This is a genomic window from Limosilactobacillus fermentum, assembly GCF_013394085.1.
Classification (GTDB): Bacteria; Bacillota; Bacilli; order Lactobacillales; family Lactobacillaceae; genus Limosilactobacillus; species Limosilactobacillus fermentum.
The window spans coordinates 1,604,096-1,623,421 of record NZ_CP040910.1 but is presented as its reverse complement, the minus strand read 5'-3'; the positions used below and the strand labels follow the sequence as shown (position 1 = coordinate 1,623,421).

Genomic DNA, 19,326 nt, shown 5'->3' with positions numbered 1-19,326 from the left:
TATAAAATACTTATGTTTATCACACAAGAAGAGGTCGCACGACTCATCAGTATGGCGGGTTAGGCAAGCAAATGCCCCAGCCCGTTTGAAAGGGTGTCGTGCCGAAACATCGGTAATTTTGCTGTTACCTTTGTTGGGACGTGGCTTAAGAGGCCACGGACTGTCGCAGTTTGCGGAGTGCTTCCAGATACTAATTCAAATCATGAGTTGGGTCTTCTAGCACTTGCTAGGGGGCCCCTTAATTTTGCCCCACCTCTTTAGCCATATAGGAGGAAAAATCATGGATGAGCAACAATCATCTGGCACACAAGGCGGCCACATTGAACGGACGCTAAAGACGCGCCACTTAACAATGATCGCGCTCGGGGGATCAATTGGGACCGGGCTTTTCATCGCATCCGGGTCGGCAATTACCACGGCCGGACCAGGGGGCGCCCTGATTGCCTACGCGGTCATGGGGGTAATGGTCTACTTCTTGATGACCAGTTTGGCTGAAATGGCGACTTACATCCCGCTGACCGGGTCCTTTGCCGCCTACGCAAGTAAGTTCGTCTCGCCGGCAACCGGGTTTGCCCTCGGGTGGAACTACTGGTTTAACGCCGCTATCACGGTGCCGGTGGAAATCACCACGGTCGGGTTAGTGATGAACTTCTGGCTTCCCCACGTACCGGCCTGGGTCTTTTCCGGGGTCGCCTTTATCTTGATCTTCATTATTAATTACCTGTCGGTTCGTTCTTACGGGGAAACGGAATTCTGGTTAGCCTTGATCAAGGTGGTCACCGTTATCATCTTTATCATCGTGGGGGTCTTAGTGATCCTCGGGATCATGGGCGGCCAAGGACCAACCGATTTGACTAACTTTACCTACAAGAAGGCGCCGTTTGTTAACGGGGTACCCGGCATAATCACCGTCTTCTTGGTGGCTGGATTCTCCTTTCAGGGGACCGAAATGATCGGGATCACCGCCGGGGAATCGGAAAACCCGGAAAAGGCGGTTCCAGAAGCGATCAAGTCCACCTTCTGGCGGATCCTCTTGTTCTACATTTTGACGATCTTCGTGATTGCTTGTATCTTACCGTACACCGATCCGCACCTGCTGTCGTCTGACGTGCAAGACATCGTGACCTCACCGTTTACCCTGATCTTTAAGCGGGCCGGTTTAGCCGCCGCTGCGTCGGTTATGAACGCCGTCATCCTGGTGGCCGTCCTTTCTTCGGCCAACTCCTGGATGTACGCATCAACGCGGATGCTGTACTCCCAGGCCCGGGAAGGTTACGCTTGGAAGATGTTTGGTTACGTTAACAAGCACGGGATTCCGATTTACGGTCTGTTAGGGACGACGGTGGTCGGCATCCTGGTGTGGGCAACCCAATTCATTGGCCCTAACGCCTACAACTACTTAATCAGTGCTTCCGGGCTCTGTGGGTTTATCGCCTGGTTGGGGATCGCTATTTCACACTACTGCTTCCGGAAGGCCTTCTTGGCCCAGGGACACCAACTGTCCGAACTCAAGTATCACGCTAAGTGGTTCCCGTTTGGTCCTATTTTCGCCTTCGTATTATGTATCGTCGTAATCGTGGCCCAGAACCTGAGTGCCTTTGCCAAGTTGGATTGGTCCAACATTGCCATCACTTACATGGCGGTGCCGATCTACATTGTTTTGTACCTGTACTACAAGCTTCGTTACGGCTCTAAGATGATTAAGCCGACTGACGCCGATCTTTCCCGGTCGACCAAGGGGGAAAGCTACGAGCCAACCGAAGATAAGTAAGTTAAGACCGAAAACCAAGGGGCGTTGTATTTTCAACCACCCTTGGTTTTTTCTTTTCAAAAATGACCGCGGGGGTGTTAGAATAGTCCTTGTGTCTTTTGAAACGGAACGAATAAGTGAGGTTTAACGGATGATTGTATTAGCCGGAACGATTGGGGCGGGGAAGACGAGCCTGACGCAGATGCTCGCCGACCACCTGGGAAGTAAGCCGTTTTTTGAATCGGTCGATGACAACCCGATCTTGCCCCTCTTTTACAAAGACCCGCAAAAGTACGGGTTCTTGTTGCAGATTTACTTTTTAAACAGGCGCCTAGACGAAATCAAGGATTCCTTTGATAACGATTTGAACGTGTTGGACCGGTCAATCTTTGAAGACGCCCTGATGTTTAAGATGAACGCTGACTTGGGACGGGCTACCCACACGGAAGCTGATATCTACACCTCCTTGTTGGGGAACATGATGGAAGAGTTACCAGATCAGGCCCACCAAAAGGCGCCCAACCTTTTGATCCACATCCGGGTCTCCTTTGAAACGATGCTCAACCGGATCAAGCAACGCGGGCGGTCCTTTGAACAAATCGAAAACGACCCGAGCCTCTACCAGTACTACAAGACGCTCAACCAGCGTTACCAATCCTGGTACGAGGCATACGATAAGAGCCCGAAGATGATGATCGATGGCGACCAGTACGACTTTGTGGCGGATCCGCAGGCGGCCAAGGTCGTCTTGGAACAAATCGATTCAAAACTTTCTGCATTAAATTTAAAGTAATGATTGACAGTTTGACTGACATCGCCTATACTATAGAAGTTGTCAGTTAACATGGAGGATTAGCTCAGTTGGGAGAGCGTCTGCCTTACAAGCAGAGGGTCACAGGTTCGAGCCCTGTATCCTCCATTTTATTAGGGCGTCCGAGGGGATCGTCCTTTTATTTTCGACGTTTGTCATGCGGATATGGCGGAACTGGCAGACGCGCAAGATTTAGGTTCTTGTGTCTTTATGACGTGGAGGTTCGAGTCCTCTTATCCGCATTGACCAACCAACTTAATTATTTTAAAAAAGTAATTGACAAAGTTGGTCTAGAAGAGTAACATATATAAACGTTGAAAGGCAAGTAATTGCCAATCACCCCGAAAATTGCGGAAGTAGTTCAGTGGTAGAACATCACCTTGCCATGGTGGGGGTCGCGGGTTCGAATCCCGTCTTCCGCTTTTTCTTACGCACCCATAGCGCAATTGGATAGAGTGTCTGACTACGAATCAGAAGGTTGAAGGTTCGACTCCTTCTGGGTGCATACCTCGGGAATTAGCTCAGCTTGGTAGAGCGCTTCGTTCGGGACGAAGAGGTCGCAGGTTCGAATCCTGTATTCCCGATCGTTATTCCCAAAAGGCGCCGTTGAGGTTATCCTCAGCGGCGTCTTTTTGTGTTGAAATTAGTGGTTAACCCAAAACGTCATGATTATAATAGCGGTAACGCTTACAGTAATTGAAAACGAAAGGATGGTGCCATTATGACGGGACGTTTAACGGGTAAGGTCGCTATTGTAACCGGGGCTGGTTCCGGAATGGGGAAGGCGATCAGCCAACTCTTTGCTAAGGAAGGGGCCAAGGTGTTCTTAGCAGACATCAACGCCCAAGGGATCGAAGAAGTTAAGCAAGCGATTGAACAGGCGGGTGGCTAAGCCGCTGCTAAGGTGACCAACGTTGTGAAGCAAGAAGACGTTGACGGGGTGATTGACTTTGCCACCCAGACCTTTGGCCAATTGGACATCTTGGTCAACAACGCGGGGATCATGGATAATTTCACCCCAGTCGGGAACCTAACCGACGCAGAATATGAGCGGGTAATGGCCATTAACTTGACTGGCCCCGTTAAGCTATGTCGGGCGGCCATTCAGGTGATGGAAAACAAGAAACCGGCGGGGTCATCATTAATAACGCCTCAGTCGGTGGCCTCTTCGGGACCCGGGGTGGGGCGGCTTACACCATGGCTAAACACGCTTTGGTGGGGTTGACTAAAAACATCGCCGGGACGTACGGACGTTTTGGTAAGGTGCGGGCCAACGCCATTGCGCCAGGTGGGGTGGCTACCAACATCCAAACCACGATTACAGCACCGGACCCACTGGGGATGCAAGCCCTGCAGGCCACTGGTGAGACCCCAATTGGTCAACCGGGACAAATTGCCAACTTAGCCCTCTTCTTGGCCTCAGACGAAGCAAGTTTTATCAACGGCGACATCGTCAAGGCCGATGGGGGTTGGACGGTTAACTAACTGCATCAAAAAAGACCGGCTGGTAATCACAGCCGGTCTTTTTGATGCAGTTAACGGATTAGTGGGCTAACAGGGCGAAGTAGGCAATCACGATCACCCCGAGGATGATCCGGTACCACCCAAAGGCCTTGAAGTCCTTGGTCTTGATGTAATTTAACAAGAAACGGATCGAGGCGTAGGCCACCACGAAGGAAACGATCACCCCAACGGCCAAGATGAGGCCTTGGTTGCCGGCCAGGGTCCCGCCGTGGGCGAAGAACTTGTACAACTTCAACAGGGAGGCCCCGAACATGGTCGGGATCGCCAAGAAGAAGGAGAATTCGGCGGCCACGTAGCGTGAAGTCCCAATGAGGATCGCCCCTAGGATCGTAGCTCCCGACCGCGACGTTCCGGGGATCAAGGAGAGGATCTGGAAGCACCCGATCAGAATGGCCACCTTGTAAGGTAGGGTGTTGAGGCTGTCAAAGCGGGGCCGTAGGTTTTGGTTGTGGTTTTCGATTACGATGAACAAGACCCCGTAAACGATCAGGGCGATCGAAACCACCAGCCAGTTCATGAGGTGGGCGTCCATCCAGTCGTTGAGCGGTAAGCCGATGATCACCGAAGGAATCACGGCGATGATCACCTTTTTCCACAGGGTCCAGGTTTGGGACCGTTCCAAGCGGGACTTTTTCGGTGACCAGGGGTTGAGTTTGTGGAAGTACAAGACCACCACCGCCATGATGGCCCCAAGTTGGATCACGACGTTGAACATGTCGATAAACTTCTTGGGTTCGTTGAGCTTAATAAACTCATCGACAAGGACCAGGTGACCGGTCGAACTGATCGGTAAAAATTCGGTGATTCCTTCAACGATTCCTAAGATCACGGCTTTCAGTATTTCAAGCACAGCATATCCTCCTTGCGCCCCGACTACTTTAAAGGGGCTCCGCAAATTTATTCAGCTACCATTATAGCAAGGGGAAGAGGAGCTATGGTCAGTCTTTGGTAAAGTTCTTGTAAATTTTGGTCCCCGGTAATTCAAACTGCCCCTTTTCTTTTGGGCGGAAGTGTGGTTGACTTAGGGTAACGTAAATATCAGAATCTGTCTGGGGTGCTATTGATTTAGCTGAGAAATACCCATTGAACCTGATCTAGTTAATACTAGCGGAGGAAGATAGTTGAATCAACGGAATTTCCCCGCCATTCCAGCTCTTCTGCCCCCGGACAGAAGGGCTTTTTTTGGAGTGAAAACCATGAAGCATCTCACACTCAAAGACATTATCTTCATCATGTTGATCGCCCTAATATTTGGGGCGCTCTTTGTCGGAACAGACGTCATTTACGCCCCGCTTTACCTCGTGATCGGTCCCTTTGCCAACGAGGTCTTATTTGGCCTTTGGATCATGGCCGGACCACTAGCAATTGCCATTCTCCGGCTCCCGGGGACGGCCGTGATTGGGAGGTGTTAGCCGCCGTGGCCGGGAGTGAACTGGGCTTTTTAACCCTGCGCTACAAGAACTGGGGCTGGCCGGCGCTGATTTCATCGGCCTTTTGGGTCACGGTGGTGTCCTTTGCCTACGAAATCTTTAAGCAGGGTTACATTCACTTAGCTCTACCGATGATTCTCGCCCTGTTTTGCACCCGGCTCGTTTCCGACCTTTTGTTTGGGGCCGTCTTAGTCCACTACGTTGTCCGCCTCTTGGTCAGGGCGCACGCCATTCAACCAGCCTAACTAAAGGGGGAGCAACTAATGGAGCCAAAGCAAACGCAGATTAAAAAGTTGGTGTTGACCGCCCTGTTTGTCGCCATTGCTACCTACGGGGGGAGTCTCTTTTCCTTTCCGATCGGGATCGCTAAGTGCGCACCGGTCCAAAGCCTGGTCAACGTCTTGAGTGGGATCATCCTGGGTCCCTGGTGGGCACTTGGTCAAGCCTTGGCAACTTCAATCCTACGGAACCTGCTGGGAACCGGGACGGTCTTTGCTTTCCCGGGTAGCATGATCGGCGCCTTCTTGGCCGGTTGGTTATACCAGAAGTTCAAAAAACCGGTCCTGGCCGTCCTCGGGGAGGTGGTCGGAACCGGCTTGGTGGGCGCCCTAGTGGCGGTCCCGCTGGCAATGCTTTTATTCGGTAAGGGTGGTTTAATGTTATTTATCCCAAGCTTTTCGGCTAGTGCGGTCGTTGGCGCCGCACTGGCCTACGTCTTGGTACGGGCGCTATGGCCAGTCATTTCCTGGGAAATAGAGCGGGGCTAAAGGTCGATTAACTGACGGAACTGGTCCGGCGGGGTTTGCTGCTTAAGTTTTAGGTACTGTTCGTGAATGTCTGGTTGGACGACGTTGGTCCCCTCCATAAAGTGGACGGCTTCGGTCCCGGCCTGTAGAGACGTTTTGTAGTACCACTTTTTGAAGCGCAAGAAATCGAGTTGTTCTTGCAATTCGGCCACCTTAGCTTCGATGACCGTTTCTTCTTGGTCTAGGTAATCGTAGCGTTCGGCAAGGGTTTGATCCCCTTGCATACATAAGTTGATAAAGCCCGCGATGTCTTTAACCGGGACACCACTCTTCTTGAGGCAGTTAATGACCTTCAAGAAGTTAAAGTCGTTATCCATGAAGGCCCGGCGCCCATTCTGGTCCCGTTTGACAAAGGGGAGGAGGCCGTTTTTGAAAGCGGGCAAGGAAACACGTTCTTTTAAGGACGTGATGAATTGCCTTTTTTTGTGCCCTTAGGGCACATGATCGAACCGTAATGTAATATAATTATTGGTATGAAAGATACAAAAAGAATTACATATGGTAGAACGTCAGTCTACAATCTTAATTATCATTTAATTTGGGGAACTAAATATCGTAATAAAGTGTTGAAAGGACACGTAGAAGAAGTCTTGAAGCAATCATTATATGATATAGCTTCAAAATATGGATTTACGATTGCTCATATGGAGATTGGTAAAGATGACCATATCCACTTACTAGTGAGCGCTCCGCCAAAACTGTCTGTAACTAACATCATGCGCTGGCTTAAAGGCATTTCTGCACGGCACCTCTTCCGAGAATGTCCAGAACTACAAACTAGCTACTGGAAAAAGCAAGGTCGTCACCTATGGTCACCAAGTTATTATGTTGAAAGCATTGGGAGCGTTAATGAACAAGCAGTAGCCAAGTATATTGATGATCAACGCAAAAAGGAGGTGAAATTAGAATGACCAAATTAATTAAAGGGGTCAAGCTACGCTTGTACCCTAACAAGCAACAACAAGCTCAACTATGGCAAATGTTCGGCAATGACCGTAGAGTGTGGAATCTCATGCTAGATATGGCTAAGCAACGCTATCAAAACAATCCTAGCAGTCATTTTGTAAATGAATATGGAATGAATTACTTGCTTAAACAGTTGAAACAAGAATATCCCTATCTTAAAGACAGCGATGCGACTAGTTTCCTTGTGGTGAACCATAATCTAGTCCAAGCTTTTAAGATGCTGTTTAAACATCGTGGTGGCTATCCACGCTTTAAAAGCAGGCACGCCGCCAAACAGTCATATACTGGTCGGTCGGTCTGCACAGTGATTGCCAAGAGAAGAATGAAGCTACCTAAGTTAGGAAGCATTCGAACTAGTAAGACCTCTCAAGCTGTAAATGGCAAAATTAAGCGTTATACCGTCAGCTATGGTCCAACTGGTCGCTACTACTTATCTTTGCAGGTCGAGACTGTTGCTCCAGAAGCATTGCCAAAAACAGGCAAGACCGTTGGCCTGGATGTTGGGATCGCTGACTTAGCGATTAGTTCTGACGGTGAAAAGTTTGGTACTTTCAATGCTAAGTGGTTGGAAAAGCAAGCCACAAAGTGGCAAAGCAAGTATAGTCGCCGAAAATATCAAGCAACCGTAGCTGTTCGCCAATGGAACCATAATCATAAAGACGTAAAAATGGATCTCAATGATTATCAGAATTGGCAACGGGCTCAAAAACAAAAGGCTCGCTACCAACAACGGATAGCGAACCAACGTCAAGATTACTTACACAAACTAACAACAGCCTTAGTTAAAAAATACGATGTGATTGTCATTGAAGATTTGAAAGCCAAGAATCTACAAAAGAATCACCATTTAGCTAAAGCTATTGCGAATGCCAGTTGGTACCAATTTAGAACCATGCTGGAATACAAGTGTGATTGGTACGGTAAACAGTTAATTACTGTTAATCCTAATTACACCAGTCAGATCTGTAGCACGTGTGGTTACCATAGTGGGAAGAAACCACTTGAAATTAGAGAATGGACTTGTCCTAAATGTGGTACTCATCACGATCGAGATATTAATGCGGCAGTTAATATACTCCATAGAGGATTAAAAGCCGTTGGCTAGGGACTAGCCGTGGTAAAAGAACGGAGTTCTGTAAGTTAGGTATTCTGAATACAGAAGCAACATCCTAAATACTACTTCGTGTTCCCAGAAGCTCGGTCATTTATGGCCGAGTAGTTCACGACTAACTACAACCTAACGATCTTAGACATTGCCAAGGTGACGATTGGCGACCACGTGATGATTGGCCCCAACGTTGATATCTATACGGTTAACCATCCCCTTGATAAAGAGGGGCGCCGCCATTATCACGCCACGGCCTTACCGGTGACGATCGGCAACGACGTTTGGATCGGCGGGAAAGCAACGATCTTGCCGGGGGTGACGATTGGTGATAACGTGGTGGTGGCCGCGGGTGCGGTGGTAACTAAAGACGTCCCCGCTAACACAATTGTGGCCGGGGTGCCGGCCCGGGTGATCAAAGAGCTTCCAGAATAGTGGTATCATAGATCCAAAAAGGAGTGCCTAAAATGGACCTAACTGCTAAGTACCAAGCAATTAATCAACGGGGCACGGAACTATTGCTGGCGGGGGGCGACATTGATCCCTGGTTAAGTGACCGGGCAGCCGATCGCCGGCGGGGGTTAAGCCTAATCTTTACCCTGCCGGCTCACGTTAGCCGTAACATTAGTTTCGCCCTGGGGAAGTTGCGTGAGGTTGAGCCCGGGCAATACTACTATCCTGCTCAAGACATGCACGTAACCGTGATTGATTTGATCCGGGCGACGCCAGACTTTGCCCTGACTCCAGAAGAAGAGGCTGCCTACGTTTCCGCCGTCAAGTTAGTGGTGGAAGGGGGGCACCCCTTTGAAGTGGCCTTCCGGGGGCTGGTTGCGAGCGGCAGCGCGGTCATGGCGGCTGGCTTTTACCAACCGGGGCTAGCGGACTTGCGCCAAGCGGTCCGCCACCACTTAGGGGTGCACAAGCTTCAATTAAAGGAGCGCTACCAGCAGACGACTGCTCACGTGACCGTCGCCCGCCAACAAGCGCCCCTGATTGATCCGCACCAGGACCTCGCTACCTTGGCAACTTTAGCGAACCTCAACTTTGGGACGCTGGTGGTCGACCAGGTGGAACTAGTGGTTCACGATTGGTACAACAGCCGAAAACGGGTGTTGGCAAAACTAAGCCTATAAAAAAACCGGCCAGTTCGCAAAATCGCGAACTGGTCGGTTTTTAATTTGCCAGCTACTTGCTTTAATCCACCGTCACTTCGGGGTGATCCTTAGTTAAAATGAACTGTTCGCTGGGGGTAACCTTAAAGAAGTCGGCCACCAGTTTACTCAGTTCGGCCATTGCTTCGGTTGCCCGGACGGCTTGTTCGGCGTTAACGGATTCCATTACCGCTACCCCGTTAGTCGTGGTCTCGGTCAGCATGGTCCGTTCCGCTTCCCGCCAGTTGAGTGAGCGGCAAACGGCCCCGCCGTTGTCGTAGTAGATAACTTCGCCTTCGCGGGCCGGGTCGTCTTCTTCAGCCCCCAACGGGAAGAAGCCTTCGCCACCCTTAGCAAGTCCCAAGTGGAGATCGCCTTCGATCTTATCAAGGTCTTCAATCCCAACCGGAACCCCGTAGCTCAGGGAAACGCTGTTGTAAAGGTCAACCAAAGGGATGGTTGGTTCAAAAACGTGGCCTTGGTTCGCCCGCTTCAACAGGGCTTCGATGGATGCGCGGGCACCCTTACGCTTCTTGAATTGGGAGTACGCATCCCGCCACTGCGCGATGACCGGGTTGTCACGGAACGGGTCGGCGGCGGTGAACTTAGCGGATTCCTTGACCGCTTGGGCTAACAGATCGGCCCGTTGCTGGTGGGTTTCGGGGGTGTCGTGGTTATCAAACCCCTTGATCGTCATGATGTTAATTTGTGCTTCTGGAAATAGCTCCCAAAAGCCCGGATCGATGATTACTTTCTTCATAAAAACAGACCTCCTAAAAAGCTTGAATGCATTTATTTATCCATTGTAGCCGGTCCAACGACATGGTTGCAAGTTTGTATTATTAGACGCTTTGTGAAATAAAGTCTAAAAGCGCTTACATTGATTAAATCCTTTTTGCCTGGGCATTTACATTATTAATTTATTATGAATAAAAACTTAATTTTCAATCCTGTGCTAAATTTCACCTTTAAAAGTCACATCTTTTTTGATAAAATGAGAGCCGTAAATGAAAAGTTATACGGAATTAGCAAAGGAGATAGACTTTATGAAGGCAGCTGTTATTAATGATCCCGTAGATGGATTTGTTACGGTCAAAGATGTCCAACTTCGCGACCTCAAGCCGGGTGAAGCCCTCGTTGACGTTGAATACTGTGGCCTTTGCCACACTGACTTACACGTCGCAGCCGGCGACTTTGGAGAAAAGCCAGGCACGATTATCGGTCACGAAGGTGTTGGCCGCGTAAGCAAGGTTGCTCCTGGTGTTACCTCCCTGAAGGTGGGCGACCGGGTTTCGATCGCTTGGTTCTTCAAGGGCTGTGGCCACTGTGAATACTGCTTAACTGGTCGGGAAACCTTCTGTCGCGAAGTCATCAACGCCGGTTACACCGCCGATGGGGCCATGGCACAACAATGTATCGTTCCTGCTGATTACGCAGTTAAGGTTCCGGAAGGCCTGGACCCAGTCGAAGCTACTTCGCTGACTTGTGCCGGGGTTACCATGTACAAGGCCCTCAAGGTTGCTGGCATCAAGCCAGGCCAATGGGTATCAATCGTTGGTGCCGGTGGTCTCGGGAACTTGGGGATCCAATTTGCTCACAACGTCTTTGGTGCTCACGTGGTTGCCGTTGACGGGAACGAAGACAAGCTTCAAGCTGCCAAGGAAAACGGTGCTGAAGTCTTGATCAACCGTCATGATGGTGACGTTGACAAGCAAATCCAAGAAAAGGTTGGTGGGGTTCACGCTGCCGTTGTTACGGCCGTTAACGCTTCCGCCTTTGACCAAGCCGTTGACTCCCTGCGCCCAGACGGGAAGTTGGTTGCCGTTGCCTTACCACAAGGTGACATGCAATTAAACATCGCTAAGACGGTGCTAGACGGGATTATCGTGGCTGGTTCCTTGGTTGGGACTCGTCAAGACCTGGCTGAATGCTTCCAATTTGGGGCTGAAGGAAAGGTTAAGCCGATCGTTAAGACGCGGAAGTTGGATGAAATCAACGACATGATCCAAGAATTAAAGGACAATAAGGTCGTTGGTCGGAACGTGGTTGACTTCGTTCACGAATAAGCTTGTTTGCTAACTTAAGTTAAAAAAGGTCGCCCTGCGGGGAGGCCCTTTTTTATATCTAAAGAGCTTTGTGGGGGTTTCTCAACCAAAAGAATGGTATAATTAAGGTCAAAATTAGTCAGGGATGAGGTGAACACTCTTGGAAGAAAAAAGTATCTCGGACGTGATTGAGGATTACTTAAAGCAAATCCTCGGTAACTCCGCTCAAATTGAAATTCGGCGCGCAGAAATTGCCAACCACTTCGATGTGGTTCCCTCACAGATTAATTACGTGATTAAAACCCGCTTCACCCCTAAAAATGGCTACCTAGTTCGTAGCAAGCGGGGCGGTGGTGGCTACATCCGCATTGAGCGGGTCAGCCTACTTGATAACGTCGACGTGATTGAGATGATGATGGATGTGGTCGGGGCGGCCATTAATGAACGTGACGCCTTTGCCATCATCCAGACTCTGTACAAGGAGAAGTTGATTAGCCGTCGGGAAGGGGATCTCATGCTAGCGGCCACCGCTAAGTCAACCTTGGCTCCCCATGGAACCCGGGGGGAGGAAAACGGCCTGCGGGCTCAGATCCTTATGTCACTCTTGAATCGGTTACGCTATGAAAGCTAACCAGAAAGCGAGCTTTAAATGGATAACGAAAATCTATACACACCAAGCGCCAATAACGTCTTGCGGATTGCCCAGGAACAGGCGCGCTTTTTTAAACACCAAGCCGTCGGGACGGAACACCTCCTCTTGGCCTTGAGCCTCGAAAAGGTGGGGGTGGCTGCGACGGTTTTGCACCAGTTTAACGTCACTAGTGACGACCTGCGTGAAGAGATTGAACGCTACACCGGGTACGGAACCATGCAAAACACCGCTAGCGATGCGTACCTGCCTAATTCGCCAAAGTTACGCGAAATTTTGGCCCTGGCGGCCCGCTTGGCCCAACAAATGGGGGCAAGACGTGTGGGGACTGAGCACCTATTGTTGGCCCTGTTGTCAGATGAGACCATCCTTTCCTCGCGGATCCTTTTGAACTTGGACGTGGAACCAAAGCAAGCCCGCCGGATGTTGTTACGGCGTTTGGGGGTTTCTCAAGAGGGACGGCGCAACCGCCGGCAAAACCAATCCAATACCCAACCGGAGGAGGGGGAAGGGACTACGCCAACCCTTGATAAGTACGGCCGTGATTTGACAAAGGTGGCCAGGGAAGAAGGGCTTGACCCCGTAATTGGACGGGAAAAAGAAATCAAGCGGGCGATTCAGATCCTCGCCCGGCGGGCCAAGAATAACCCGGTCCTGTTAGGGGAACCGGGGGTCGGAAAGACGGCGATTGTCGAGGGCCTTGCCCAACGGATAGTTAACGGTGAAGTTCCTGATGAACTAGCCGAAAAGCGCTTGGTGGTCCTGGATATGGGGACCTTGGTTGCCGGTACCAAATTCAGGGGTGAATTCGAGGGGCGGATCAAAAACGTCATCGATGAAGTTTACCGGGACGGCAAAATTATCTTATTTATCGACGAAATCCACACCATGATTGGTGCCGGGGGAGCAGAGGGGGCGATTGACGCCTCCAACATTCTCAAACCGGCCCTGGCCCGGGGGGAACTCCAGCTGATTGGGGCGACTACCCTGGACGAGTACCAAAAGTACGTTGAAACCGATGCGGCCTTAGAACGGCGTTTTGCGACGATCATGGTTGAAGAGCCAACTAAGGAGCAGACCCGCCAAATCCTCGAGGGAATTCGGCCCCGCTATGAAAAACACCACCACGCCAAGATTACTGATGAAGCGCTGATAGCGGCGGTTAACTTGTCGAGTCGTTACATTACCAACCGTTTCTTACCGGATAAGGCGATTGACCTGATCGATGAGGCCGGGGCAATGGTCCGCATCGATGGTGAAGAAAAGGGGAACCAAAAGAATGGCTTGACGGTCAAGTTAGAGGAACTCCGGGCACAAAAAGAGGACGCAATTGCCGAGCAAGACTTTGACCGGGCGGCCGACTTACGCCACGAAGAGCTAACGGTTAAGCGACAAATCGAAGAACAGCGGGAACGAGACGCCCAGTTGGTTGCCGATGGCAAGTTCCTGTACACCGTGACGGCTGAAGACATTGCCAAGGTAGTTAACGAATGGACCGGGGTGCCGTTAACCCAACTCCAAAAGAAGGAAAGCGATCGCTTGGTTAACCTGGAGAGGGTGCTTCACAAACGAGTGATCGGCCAAGACGAAGCCGTTTCGGCTATTGCCCGGGCAATTCGCCGGGCCCGCAGCGGCTTAAAGGACCCGAACCGGCCGATTGGTTCCTTCATGTTCTTAGGACCAACCGGGGTTGGGAAGACCGAGCTGGCTAAGGCGTTAGCCGAAGCGATGTTTGGCCAAGAAGACAACATGATCCGGATTGATATGTCCGAGTACATGGAACGCTATTCGACCAGCCGGTTAGTCGGGGCGGCGCCAGGTTACGTCGGCTACGACGAAGGTGGACAGTTGACCGAACAGGTTCGCCAACACCCGTACTCCGTCGTCTTATTAGATGAGGTGGAAAAGGCCCACCCAGATGTCTTTAACCTCCTGTTACAGGTCTTAGATGATGGGGTTTTGACCGATTCCAAGGGACGTAAGGTTGACTTCCGGAACACGATTTTGATCATGACCTCCAACTTGGGGGCGACCCAGTTGGCCGATGAAAAGACGGTCGGCTTCGGGGCGACTGGCGTTCAAAATAATTACCAAGCGATGTCGGCGGCCATCAAGCAACAGATGCGCTTGCACTTCCGGCCGGAGTTCTTGAACCGGATTGATGAGACCGTGATCTTCCACTCGTTGACCAAGGAAAATATTCACCAAGTGGTTAAGCTCTTGAGCGCCCAGTTGGTAAAGCGGGTGGCGGAACAAAAGATCAGCCTGAAACTGACCCCGGCTGCCATTGAGTTAGTAGCGGCGAAGGGGTACAACCCTGAATACGGGGCGCGGCCATTACGGCGGGCCTTACAAACGATGGTGGAAGACCCGCTCTCCTTATCGATGATTGATGGCCAAGTTGCGGCCGGTGATCAAGTGACGATTGGTGCCCAACGGGGGAAATTGAGCTTCAAAGTCAAAACTTCTGACAACGCTTCCCGGAACCTAGTTCTCCAAAATTAACAAGTTGATTATGCAATTAAGCCGCTAGCTGACGGGGGAAGGGCGCCCCCGCCGGGCGGCTTTTATTGCGAAATAAATAAAAGATAAGTTAAACTAATTATTGATAATTAAGCGGAACAATGTACAATTAGTTATTGGTGAACACATAATGATAAGGAACTAAGCAGTTTAAGAAGGGAAAACTAATGAAGCGAGCGGAACAATTAGCTAAAACCCGAAAAGCGATCTTGCGAACGGCCACCAAGTTATTCTTGGAGAATGGCTTCAACGGAACGTCAACCCGGGACATTGCCAAACACATCGGAATTACTCAACCAGCCCTTTATCACCACTTCAGTGATAAAGAGGTCTTGTACTTAGACGTCTTGACGGCCTTATGCGGAAAGGTACGCCAAGACATCAACAAGGTGATGAGAAAAGAAGACATGGACCCAGAGGAGCGACTCTGGGAAATTGCCAAGGTCATCTTGAAGTACCACCCGTTGAGTGTCTACAGCCAATATCAATTTGCCCGCCGGTCGCTTACGGCCAGCTCCCAATTGAAGTTGGACATGATCTTTATGATGGACTACGTGGAACCCCTGTCGGAATACTTCAAGCTGCCAGAGGTCAACTTACGTCCAGACCTGTTGCCAAAAGAAGCGGCAGAACTCTTTATTGCCAGCTTGACGCCACTGTTTGGAACCTTCCAACAGGTCGGTGGTCGGGCCATCAACGAAGAACAACGGCAACGAATCATCTTGAGCTGCATTCTGCACGGCTTTGTTAAGCAAGCATAGCCGTTGACATTCAAACCGAAAGCTTGTATGATACAAGAGTATGTAATTGTGAGTTCAGTGAGCCTCATGATCTCTTGTCCATCAGGCTCTTTATAAAAAACCAAAGGCACCGATCTGGTTGCTTTTGGTTTTCTTTTGCCCAAAAATGGACTTTTGGTTAAATTGTAACCGAAATGTAACATTACGCTCCTGGACCCGTTTATCAAACTAGAGAGGTGAATAGTTTGGCTGGACACTTAGTTAAGTACGGTAAGCACCGTACCCGTCGTTCTTACTCCCGAATCAAGGAAGTCTTGGACCTGCCTAACTTGATCGAGATTCAAACCGATTCTTACAATTGGTTTATGGACAAGGGTTTGCGGGAAATGTTTGACGACATTATGCCGATCGATGATTTCCAGGGGAAGCTATCCTTGGAATTCGTTGACTACCAATTGTTGGAACCAAAGTACACGGTCGCTGAAGCGCGTGAACATGACGCAAACTACTCAGCACCACTGCACGTAACGTTACGCCTGACCAACCACGAAACGGGCGAAATCAAGTCCCAAGACGTCTTCTTTGGTGACTTCCCACTGATGACGGACCAAGGGACCTTCATCATCAACGGGGCCGAACGGGTTATCGTATCCCAATTAGTTCGTTCCCCAGGGGTTTACTACAACGAAGAAGCCGACAAGAATGGGCGCCCAAGCTACGGTGCCAACTTCATCCCGAACCGGGGGGCTTGGCTAGAATACGAAACCGACGCTAAGGGAATTTCCTACGTCCGTATCGACCGGACCCGTAAGCTACCAATTACGGAATTAGTTCGGGCCCTTGGTTTTGGTTCCGATGACGAAATTTGGGACATGTTGGGGAGCGAATCAGAATCCCTGAACGCCACCATTGAAAAGGACCTACACAAGGAACCGGAAGACTCCCGGGTTGAAGAATCCTTAAAGGATATCTACGAACGGCTCCGTCCAGGTGAACCGAAGACGGCCGACTCCGCACGGTCCCTTTTGACGACCCGCTTCTTTGATCCAAAGCGCTACGACATGGCGCCAGTTGGTCGTTACAAGACTAACAAGAAGCTGCAAATGAAGTACCGTTTGTTAGGTCTGACCCTGGCTGAAACCCTGGCCGACCCAGAAACCGGTGAAATTATCGCCAAGGACGGGGACGTCATCACTAAGGAAGTCTTAAAGGAACTCGAACCGGTTCTGGAACAAGACGACTTTAAGATGATCACCTACACGCCATCCGATGAAGCAGTGGTAACCGCGCCGGTTCAACTGCAAAAGATCATGGTTTACTCCAAGAACGACCCTGAACGCAAGGTGCCGGTGGTATCTAACGGTCACATCTCCTTGGACTTAAAGCACATCCAACCAGCCGACATCCTGGCTTCGATCAACTACTTCTTGAACTTACAAGAAGGGATCGGGACTACCGATGACATCGACCACTTGGGTAACCGGCGGATTCGTTCCGTTGGGGAACTGTTGCAAAACCAATTCCGGATCGGGCTCGCCCGGATGGAACGGGTGGTTCGCGAACGGATGTCAATCCAAGACATCAACACCGTAACGCCACAACAACTGATCAACATTCGCCCAGTCGTGGCTTCAATTAAGGAATTCTTTGGTTCCTCCCAACTTTCCCAGTTCATGGACCAGACCAACCCACTGGGTGAATTGACCCACAAGCGGCGTCTGTCCGCCCTGGGACCGGGTGGTTTGACGCGTGACCGGGCCGGTTATGAAGTCCGGGACGTTCACTATACCCACTACGGCCGGATGTGCCCAATCGAAACGCCGGAAGGACCGAACATCGGGTTGATCAACTCGCTGTCCTCTTACGCCCGGGTGAACGCATACGGCTTTATCGAAACGCCGTACCGTCGTGTCTCATGGGCCGACCACAAGGTAACCGACCGGATCGACTACCTGACGGCCGACGAAGAAGATAACTTCATCATCGCCCAGGCCAACACGCCACTGAACGAAGATGGTTCCTTTGTTCACGACGAAATCATGTGCCGTGATAAGGAAGACTACATCGAAACGGCGCCAGAAAACGTCGACTACATGGACGTTTCGCCAAAGCAAGTGGTTTCCGTTGCCTCCGCATGTATTCCGTTCTTGGAAAACGACGACTCCAACCGGGCCTTGATGGGTGCCAACATGCAACGGCAAGCCGTTCCGTTGATTAACCCACACGCTCCGTTGATCGGGACCGGGATTGAATACAAGGCCGCCCACGACTCCGGGGTCGCTTTGATCGCTAAGAACAGTGGGACCGTTGAATACGTTGACGCCCGCGAAGTACGGGTACGCCAAGAAGACGGAACGTTAGACACTTACAAGCTGATGAAGTTCCGCCGCTCTAACGGTGGTAAGAACTACAACCAACGGCCAATTGTTAAGGTTGGCGAATGGGTTGACGCTGATGACGTCTTAGCCGACGGACCATCAATGGAACAAGGGGAATTAGCCCTTGGTCAAAACCCACTGATCGCCTTCATGACTTGGCAAGGTTACAACTTCGAAGATGCCATCGCCATTAACGAACGCCTGGTTAAAGACGACGTTTACACTTCGATCCACATCGAATCTTACGAATCCGAAGCCCGCGAAACTAAGCTCGGACCAGAAGAAATGACGCGCGAAATTCCAAACGTCAGTGAAGACGCCCGCAAGAACCTTGATGAATCCGGGGTGATCCGGGTAGGGGCCGAAGTCCACGATGGTGACATTTTGGTTGGTAAGGTAACGCCAAAGGGGGTTACCGAACTATCCGCCGAAGAACGGCTCTTACACGCCATCTTTGGTGAAAAGTCACGCGAAGTCCGTGATACCTCCCTCAGGGTGCCACACGGCGGTGGCGGGATCATCCAAGACGTGAAGGTCTTTACCCGCGAAAACGGTGACGAATTAGCCCCAGGGGTTAACAAGATGGTCCGTGTTTACATCGCCCAGAAGCGGAAGATCCAAGTCGGGGACAAGATGTCCGGTCGTCACGGGAACAAGGGGACGGTTTCGATCGTCGTTCCAGAAGAAGACATGCCGTACATGCCAGATGGGACCCCAATTGACATTATGCTGTCACCAATGGGTGTGCCGTCCCGTATGAACATCGGTCAGGTGATCGAACTTCACTTGGGGATGGCTGCTCGCGAGCTGGGGATCCACATTGCCACGCCAGTCTTTGATGGTGCCAACGACCAAGACGTTTGGGATGCCGTTAAGGAAGCCGGCTTGCCGTCCGATGGGAAGACGATCCTTTACGATGGTCGGACCGGGGAACCATTTGAACAACGGGTTGCCGTTGGGGTCATGCACTACCTGAAGCTGGCCCACATGGTTGACGACAAGATCCACGCCCGTTCGACTGGTCCATACTCACTGGTTACCCAACAACCACTTGGGGGGAAGGCCCAATTCGGGGGACAGCGGTTCGGTGAAATGGAAGTTTGGGCCCTGGAAGCATACGGGGCTGCTTACACCCTGCAAGAAATCTTGACTTACAAGTCTGACGATACGGTCGGCCGGGTAAATACTTACCAAGCCATCATTGACGGGGACCAAATTCCAAAGCCAGGGGTACCGGAATCCTTCCGTGTGCTGGTTAAGGAATTGCAATCCCTTGGGTTAGACATGAAGGTCTTAGATGACAAGCACGAAGAAATCCAGCTTAAGAGCATGGATGAAGACGTTGCTGACGTTCGGAAACTGGCCCGCCGTGGCCACGAAACGCTGGAAGAACAACCAGCGCAAGCGACGAGCGCCCAAGACGAAGCCAAGCAAGATTAGGTTCGCCA

16 protein-coding genes, 5 tRNA genes, 2 pseudogenes and 2 riboswitches are annotated in these 19,326 nt (G+C 50.8%); of the genes and pseudogenes, 20 read left to right on the top strand and 3 right to left on the bottom strand.

Features of this window, described 5'->3' with window-relative positions; genetic code table 11:
* The first annotated feature begins 20 nt into the window (after window positions 1–20).
* Window positions 21–191: riboswitch (Lysine riboswitch) on the top strand.
* Window positions 192–280: 89 nt separating this feature from the next.
* From FG166_RS08245 to FG166_RS08205, 8 genes and pseudogenes are all read left to right on the top strand, one after another.
* Window positions 281–1,771, top strand: coding sequence for an amino acid permease (locus FG166_RS08245; protein WP_003681521.1), 1,491 nt, complete (start codon window positions 281–283; stop codon window positions 1,769–1,771).
* 130 nt (window positions 1,772–1,901) lie between these two features.
* On the top strand, window positions 1,902–2,543 hold the full coding sequence (locus FG166_RS08240) for a deoxynucleoside kinase (RefSeq protein ID WP_003681522.1): 642 nt from the start codon (window positions 1,902–1,904) through the stop codon (window positions 2,541–2,543).
* Between the two features lie 53 nt (window positions 2,544–2,596).
* Window positions 2,597–2,669: transfer RNA gene (locus FG166_RS08235), tRNA-Val, on the top strand.
* 51 nt (window positions 2,670–2,720) lie between these two features.
* Window positions 2,721–2,803: transfer RNA gene (locus FG166_RS08230), tRNA-Leu, on the top strand.
* A 108-nt stretch (window positions 2,804–2,911) separates the two neighbouring features.
* Window positions 2,912–2,983, top strand: a tRNA-Gly gene (locus FG166_RS08225).
* A 9-nt stretch (window positions 2,984–2,992) separates the two neighbouring features.
* A tRNA-Arg gene (locus FG166_RS08220) sits at window positions 2,993–3,066 on the top strand.
* Window positions 3,067–3,071: 5 nt separating this feature from the next.
* Window positions 3,072–3,145: transfer RNA gene (locus FG166_RS08215), tRNA-Pro, on the top strand.
* Between the two features lie 137 nt (window positions 3,146–3,282).
* A pseudogene (locus FG166_RS08205) lies at window positions 3,283–4,046 on the top strand (SDR family oxidoreductase).
* Between the two features lie 58 nt (window positions 4,047–4,104).
* On the opposite strand, the gene FG166_RS08195 reads toward FG166_RS08205, so the two are convergent.
* Window positions 4,105–4,935, bottom strand: coding sequence for an undecaprenyl-diphosphate phosphatase (locus FG166_RS08195; RefSeq protein WP_004562945.1), 831 nt, complete (start codon window positions 4,933–4,935; stop codon window positions 4,105–4,107).
* A 190-nt stretch (window positions 4,936–5,125) separates the two neighbouring features.
* A riboswitch (TPP riboswitch) is annotated at window positions 5,126–5,218 on the top strand.
* Window positions 5,219–5,281: 63 nt separating this feature from the next.
* Here FG166_RS08195 and FG166_RS09680 point away from each other — a divergent pair.
* From FG166_RS09680 to thiW, 3 genes are read left to right on the top strand one after another with little or no spacing between them, the layout of a single operon-like run.
* The gene (locus tag FG166_RS09680) at window positions 5,282–5,497 is read left to right on the top strand and encodes an ECF transporter S component (RefSeq protein WP_003681533.1); all 216 of its coding nucleotides are present in this window, start codon (window positions 5,282–5,284) and stop codon (window positions 5,495–5,497) included.
* Between the two features lie 5 nt (window positions 5,498–5,502).
* Window positions 5,503–5,760 carry an ABC transporter permease gene (locus FG166_RS09675; protein WP_240839931.1) on the top strand — a complete coding sequence of 86 codons (258 nt, stop codon included), beginning with the start codon at window positions 5,503–5,505 and terminating at the stop codon, window positions 5,758–5,760.
* Window positions 5,761–5,778: 18 nt separating this feature from the next.
* On the top strand, window positions 5,779–6,282 hold the full coding sequence (thiW, locus tag FG166_RS08185; RefSeq protein ID WP_003681538.1) for an energy coupling factor transporter S component ThiW: 504 nt from the start codon (window positions 5,779–5,781) through the stop codon (window positions 6,280–6,282).
* On the opposite strand, the gene FG166_RS08180 is transcribed toward thiW, so the two are convergent.
* Entirely contained in the window at window positions 6,279–6,704 is a 426-nt protein-coding gene (locus FG166_RS08180) for a MerR family transcriptional regulator (RefSeq protein WP_175402314.1), read from the bottom strand. The genes thiW and FG166_RS08180 overlap by 4 nt on opposite strands.
* A 90-nt stretch (window positions 6,705–6,794) precedes the next feature.
* Here FG166_RS08180 and tnpA point away from each other — a divergent pair, with 90 nt between their 5' ends.
* The 4 genes and pseudogenes from tnpA to FG166_RS08160 all read left to right on the top strand — a co-directional run bounded on the left by tnpA (window position 6,795) and on the right by FG166_RS08160 (window position 9,525).
* Window positions 6,795–7,232, top strand: coding sequence for an IS200/IS605 family transposase (tnpA, locus tag FG166_RS08175; RefSeq protein ID WP_015638546.1), 438 nt, complete (start codon window positions 6,795–6,797; stop codon window positions 7,230–7,232).
* Window positions 7,229–8,392 carry an RNA-guided endonuclease TnpB family protein gene (locus tag FG166_RS08170; protein WP_003684331.1) on the top strand — a complete coding sequence of 388 codons (1,164 nt, stop codon included), beginning with the start codon at window positions 7,229–7,231 and terminating at the stop codon, window positions 8,390–8,392. The genes tnpA and FG166_RS08170 overlap by 4 nt, the downstream gene beginning before the upstream one ends.
* 114 nt (window positions 8,393–8,506) lie before the next feature.
* A pseudogene (locus tag FG166_RS09705) lies at window positions 8,507–8,827 on the top strand (DapH/DapD/GlmU-related protein); the annotation flags it as partial.
* A gap of 32 nt (window positions 8,828–8,859) precedes the next feature.
* Complete coding sequence (locus FG166_RS08160; RefSeq protein WP_003681543.1) at window positions 8,860–9,525, top strand: 2'-5' RNA ligase family protein; 666 nt, start codon at window positions 8,860–8,862, stop codon at window positions 9,523–9,525.
* A gap of 61 nt (window positions 9,526–9,586) precedes the next feature.
* On the opposite strand, the gene FG166_RS08155 is transcribed toward FG166_RS08160, so the two are convergent.
* Window positions 9,587–10,303 (bottom strand): B3/B4 domain-containing protein, encoded by a 717-nt coding sequence (locus FG166_RS08155; protein ID WP_003681545.1) that lies wholly within the window; start codon window positions 10,301–10,303, stop codon window positions 9,587–9,589.
* A 286-nt stretch (window positions 10,304–10,589) separates the two neighbouring features.
* Here FG166_RS08155 and adhP point away from each other — a divergent pair, with 286 nt between their 5' ends.
* The 5 genes from adhP to rpoB all read left to right on the top strand — a co-directional run bounded on the left by adhP (window position 10,590) and on the right by rpoB (window position 19,318).
* Window positions 10,590–11,609 carry an alcohol dehydrogenase AdhP gene (adhP, locus tag FG166_RS08150; RefSeq protein WP_004562952.1) on the top strand — a complete coding sequence of 340 codons (1,020 nt, stop codon included), beginning with the start codon at window positions 10,590–10,592 and terminating at the stop codon, window positions 11,607–11,609.
* Between the two features lie 139 nt (window positions 11,610–11,748).
* Window positions 11,749–12,219, top strand: coding sequence for a CtsR family transcriptional regulator (locus tag FG166_RS08145; protein ID WP_003681550.1), 471 nt, complete (start codon window positions 11,749–11,751; stop codon window positions 12,217–12,219).
* 18 nt (window positions 12,220–12,237) lie between these two features.
* Window positions 12,238–14,742: an ATP-dependent Clp protease ATP-binding subunit gene (locus tag FG166_RS08140; protein ID WP_003681552.1), complete on the top strand. Its 2,505-nt coding sequence runs from the start codon at window positions 12,238–12,240 to the stop codon at window positions 14,740–14,742.
* A gap of 185 nt (window positions 14,743–14,927) precedes the next feature.
* On the top strand, window positions 14,928–15,521 hold the full coding sequence (locus tag FG166_RS08135; RefSeq protein ID WP_003681554.1) for a TetR/AcrR family transcriptional regulator: 594 nt from the start codon (window positions 14,928–14,930) through the stop codon (window positions 15,519–15,521).
* 215 nt (window positions 15,522–15,736) lie between these two features.
* Window positions 15,737–19,318, top strand: a complete 3,582-nt coding sequence (gene rpoB / locus FG166_RS08130) for a DNA-directed RNA polymerase subunit beta (protein WP_035430717.1) — start codon at window positions 15,737–15,739, stop codon at window positions 19,316–19,318.
* Window positions 19,319–19,326: the final 8 nt, after the last annotated feature.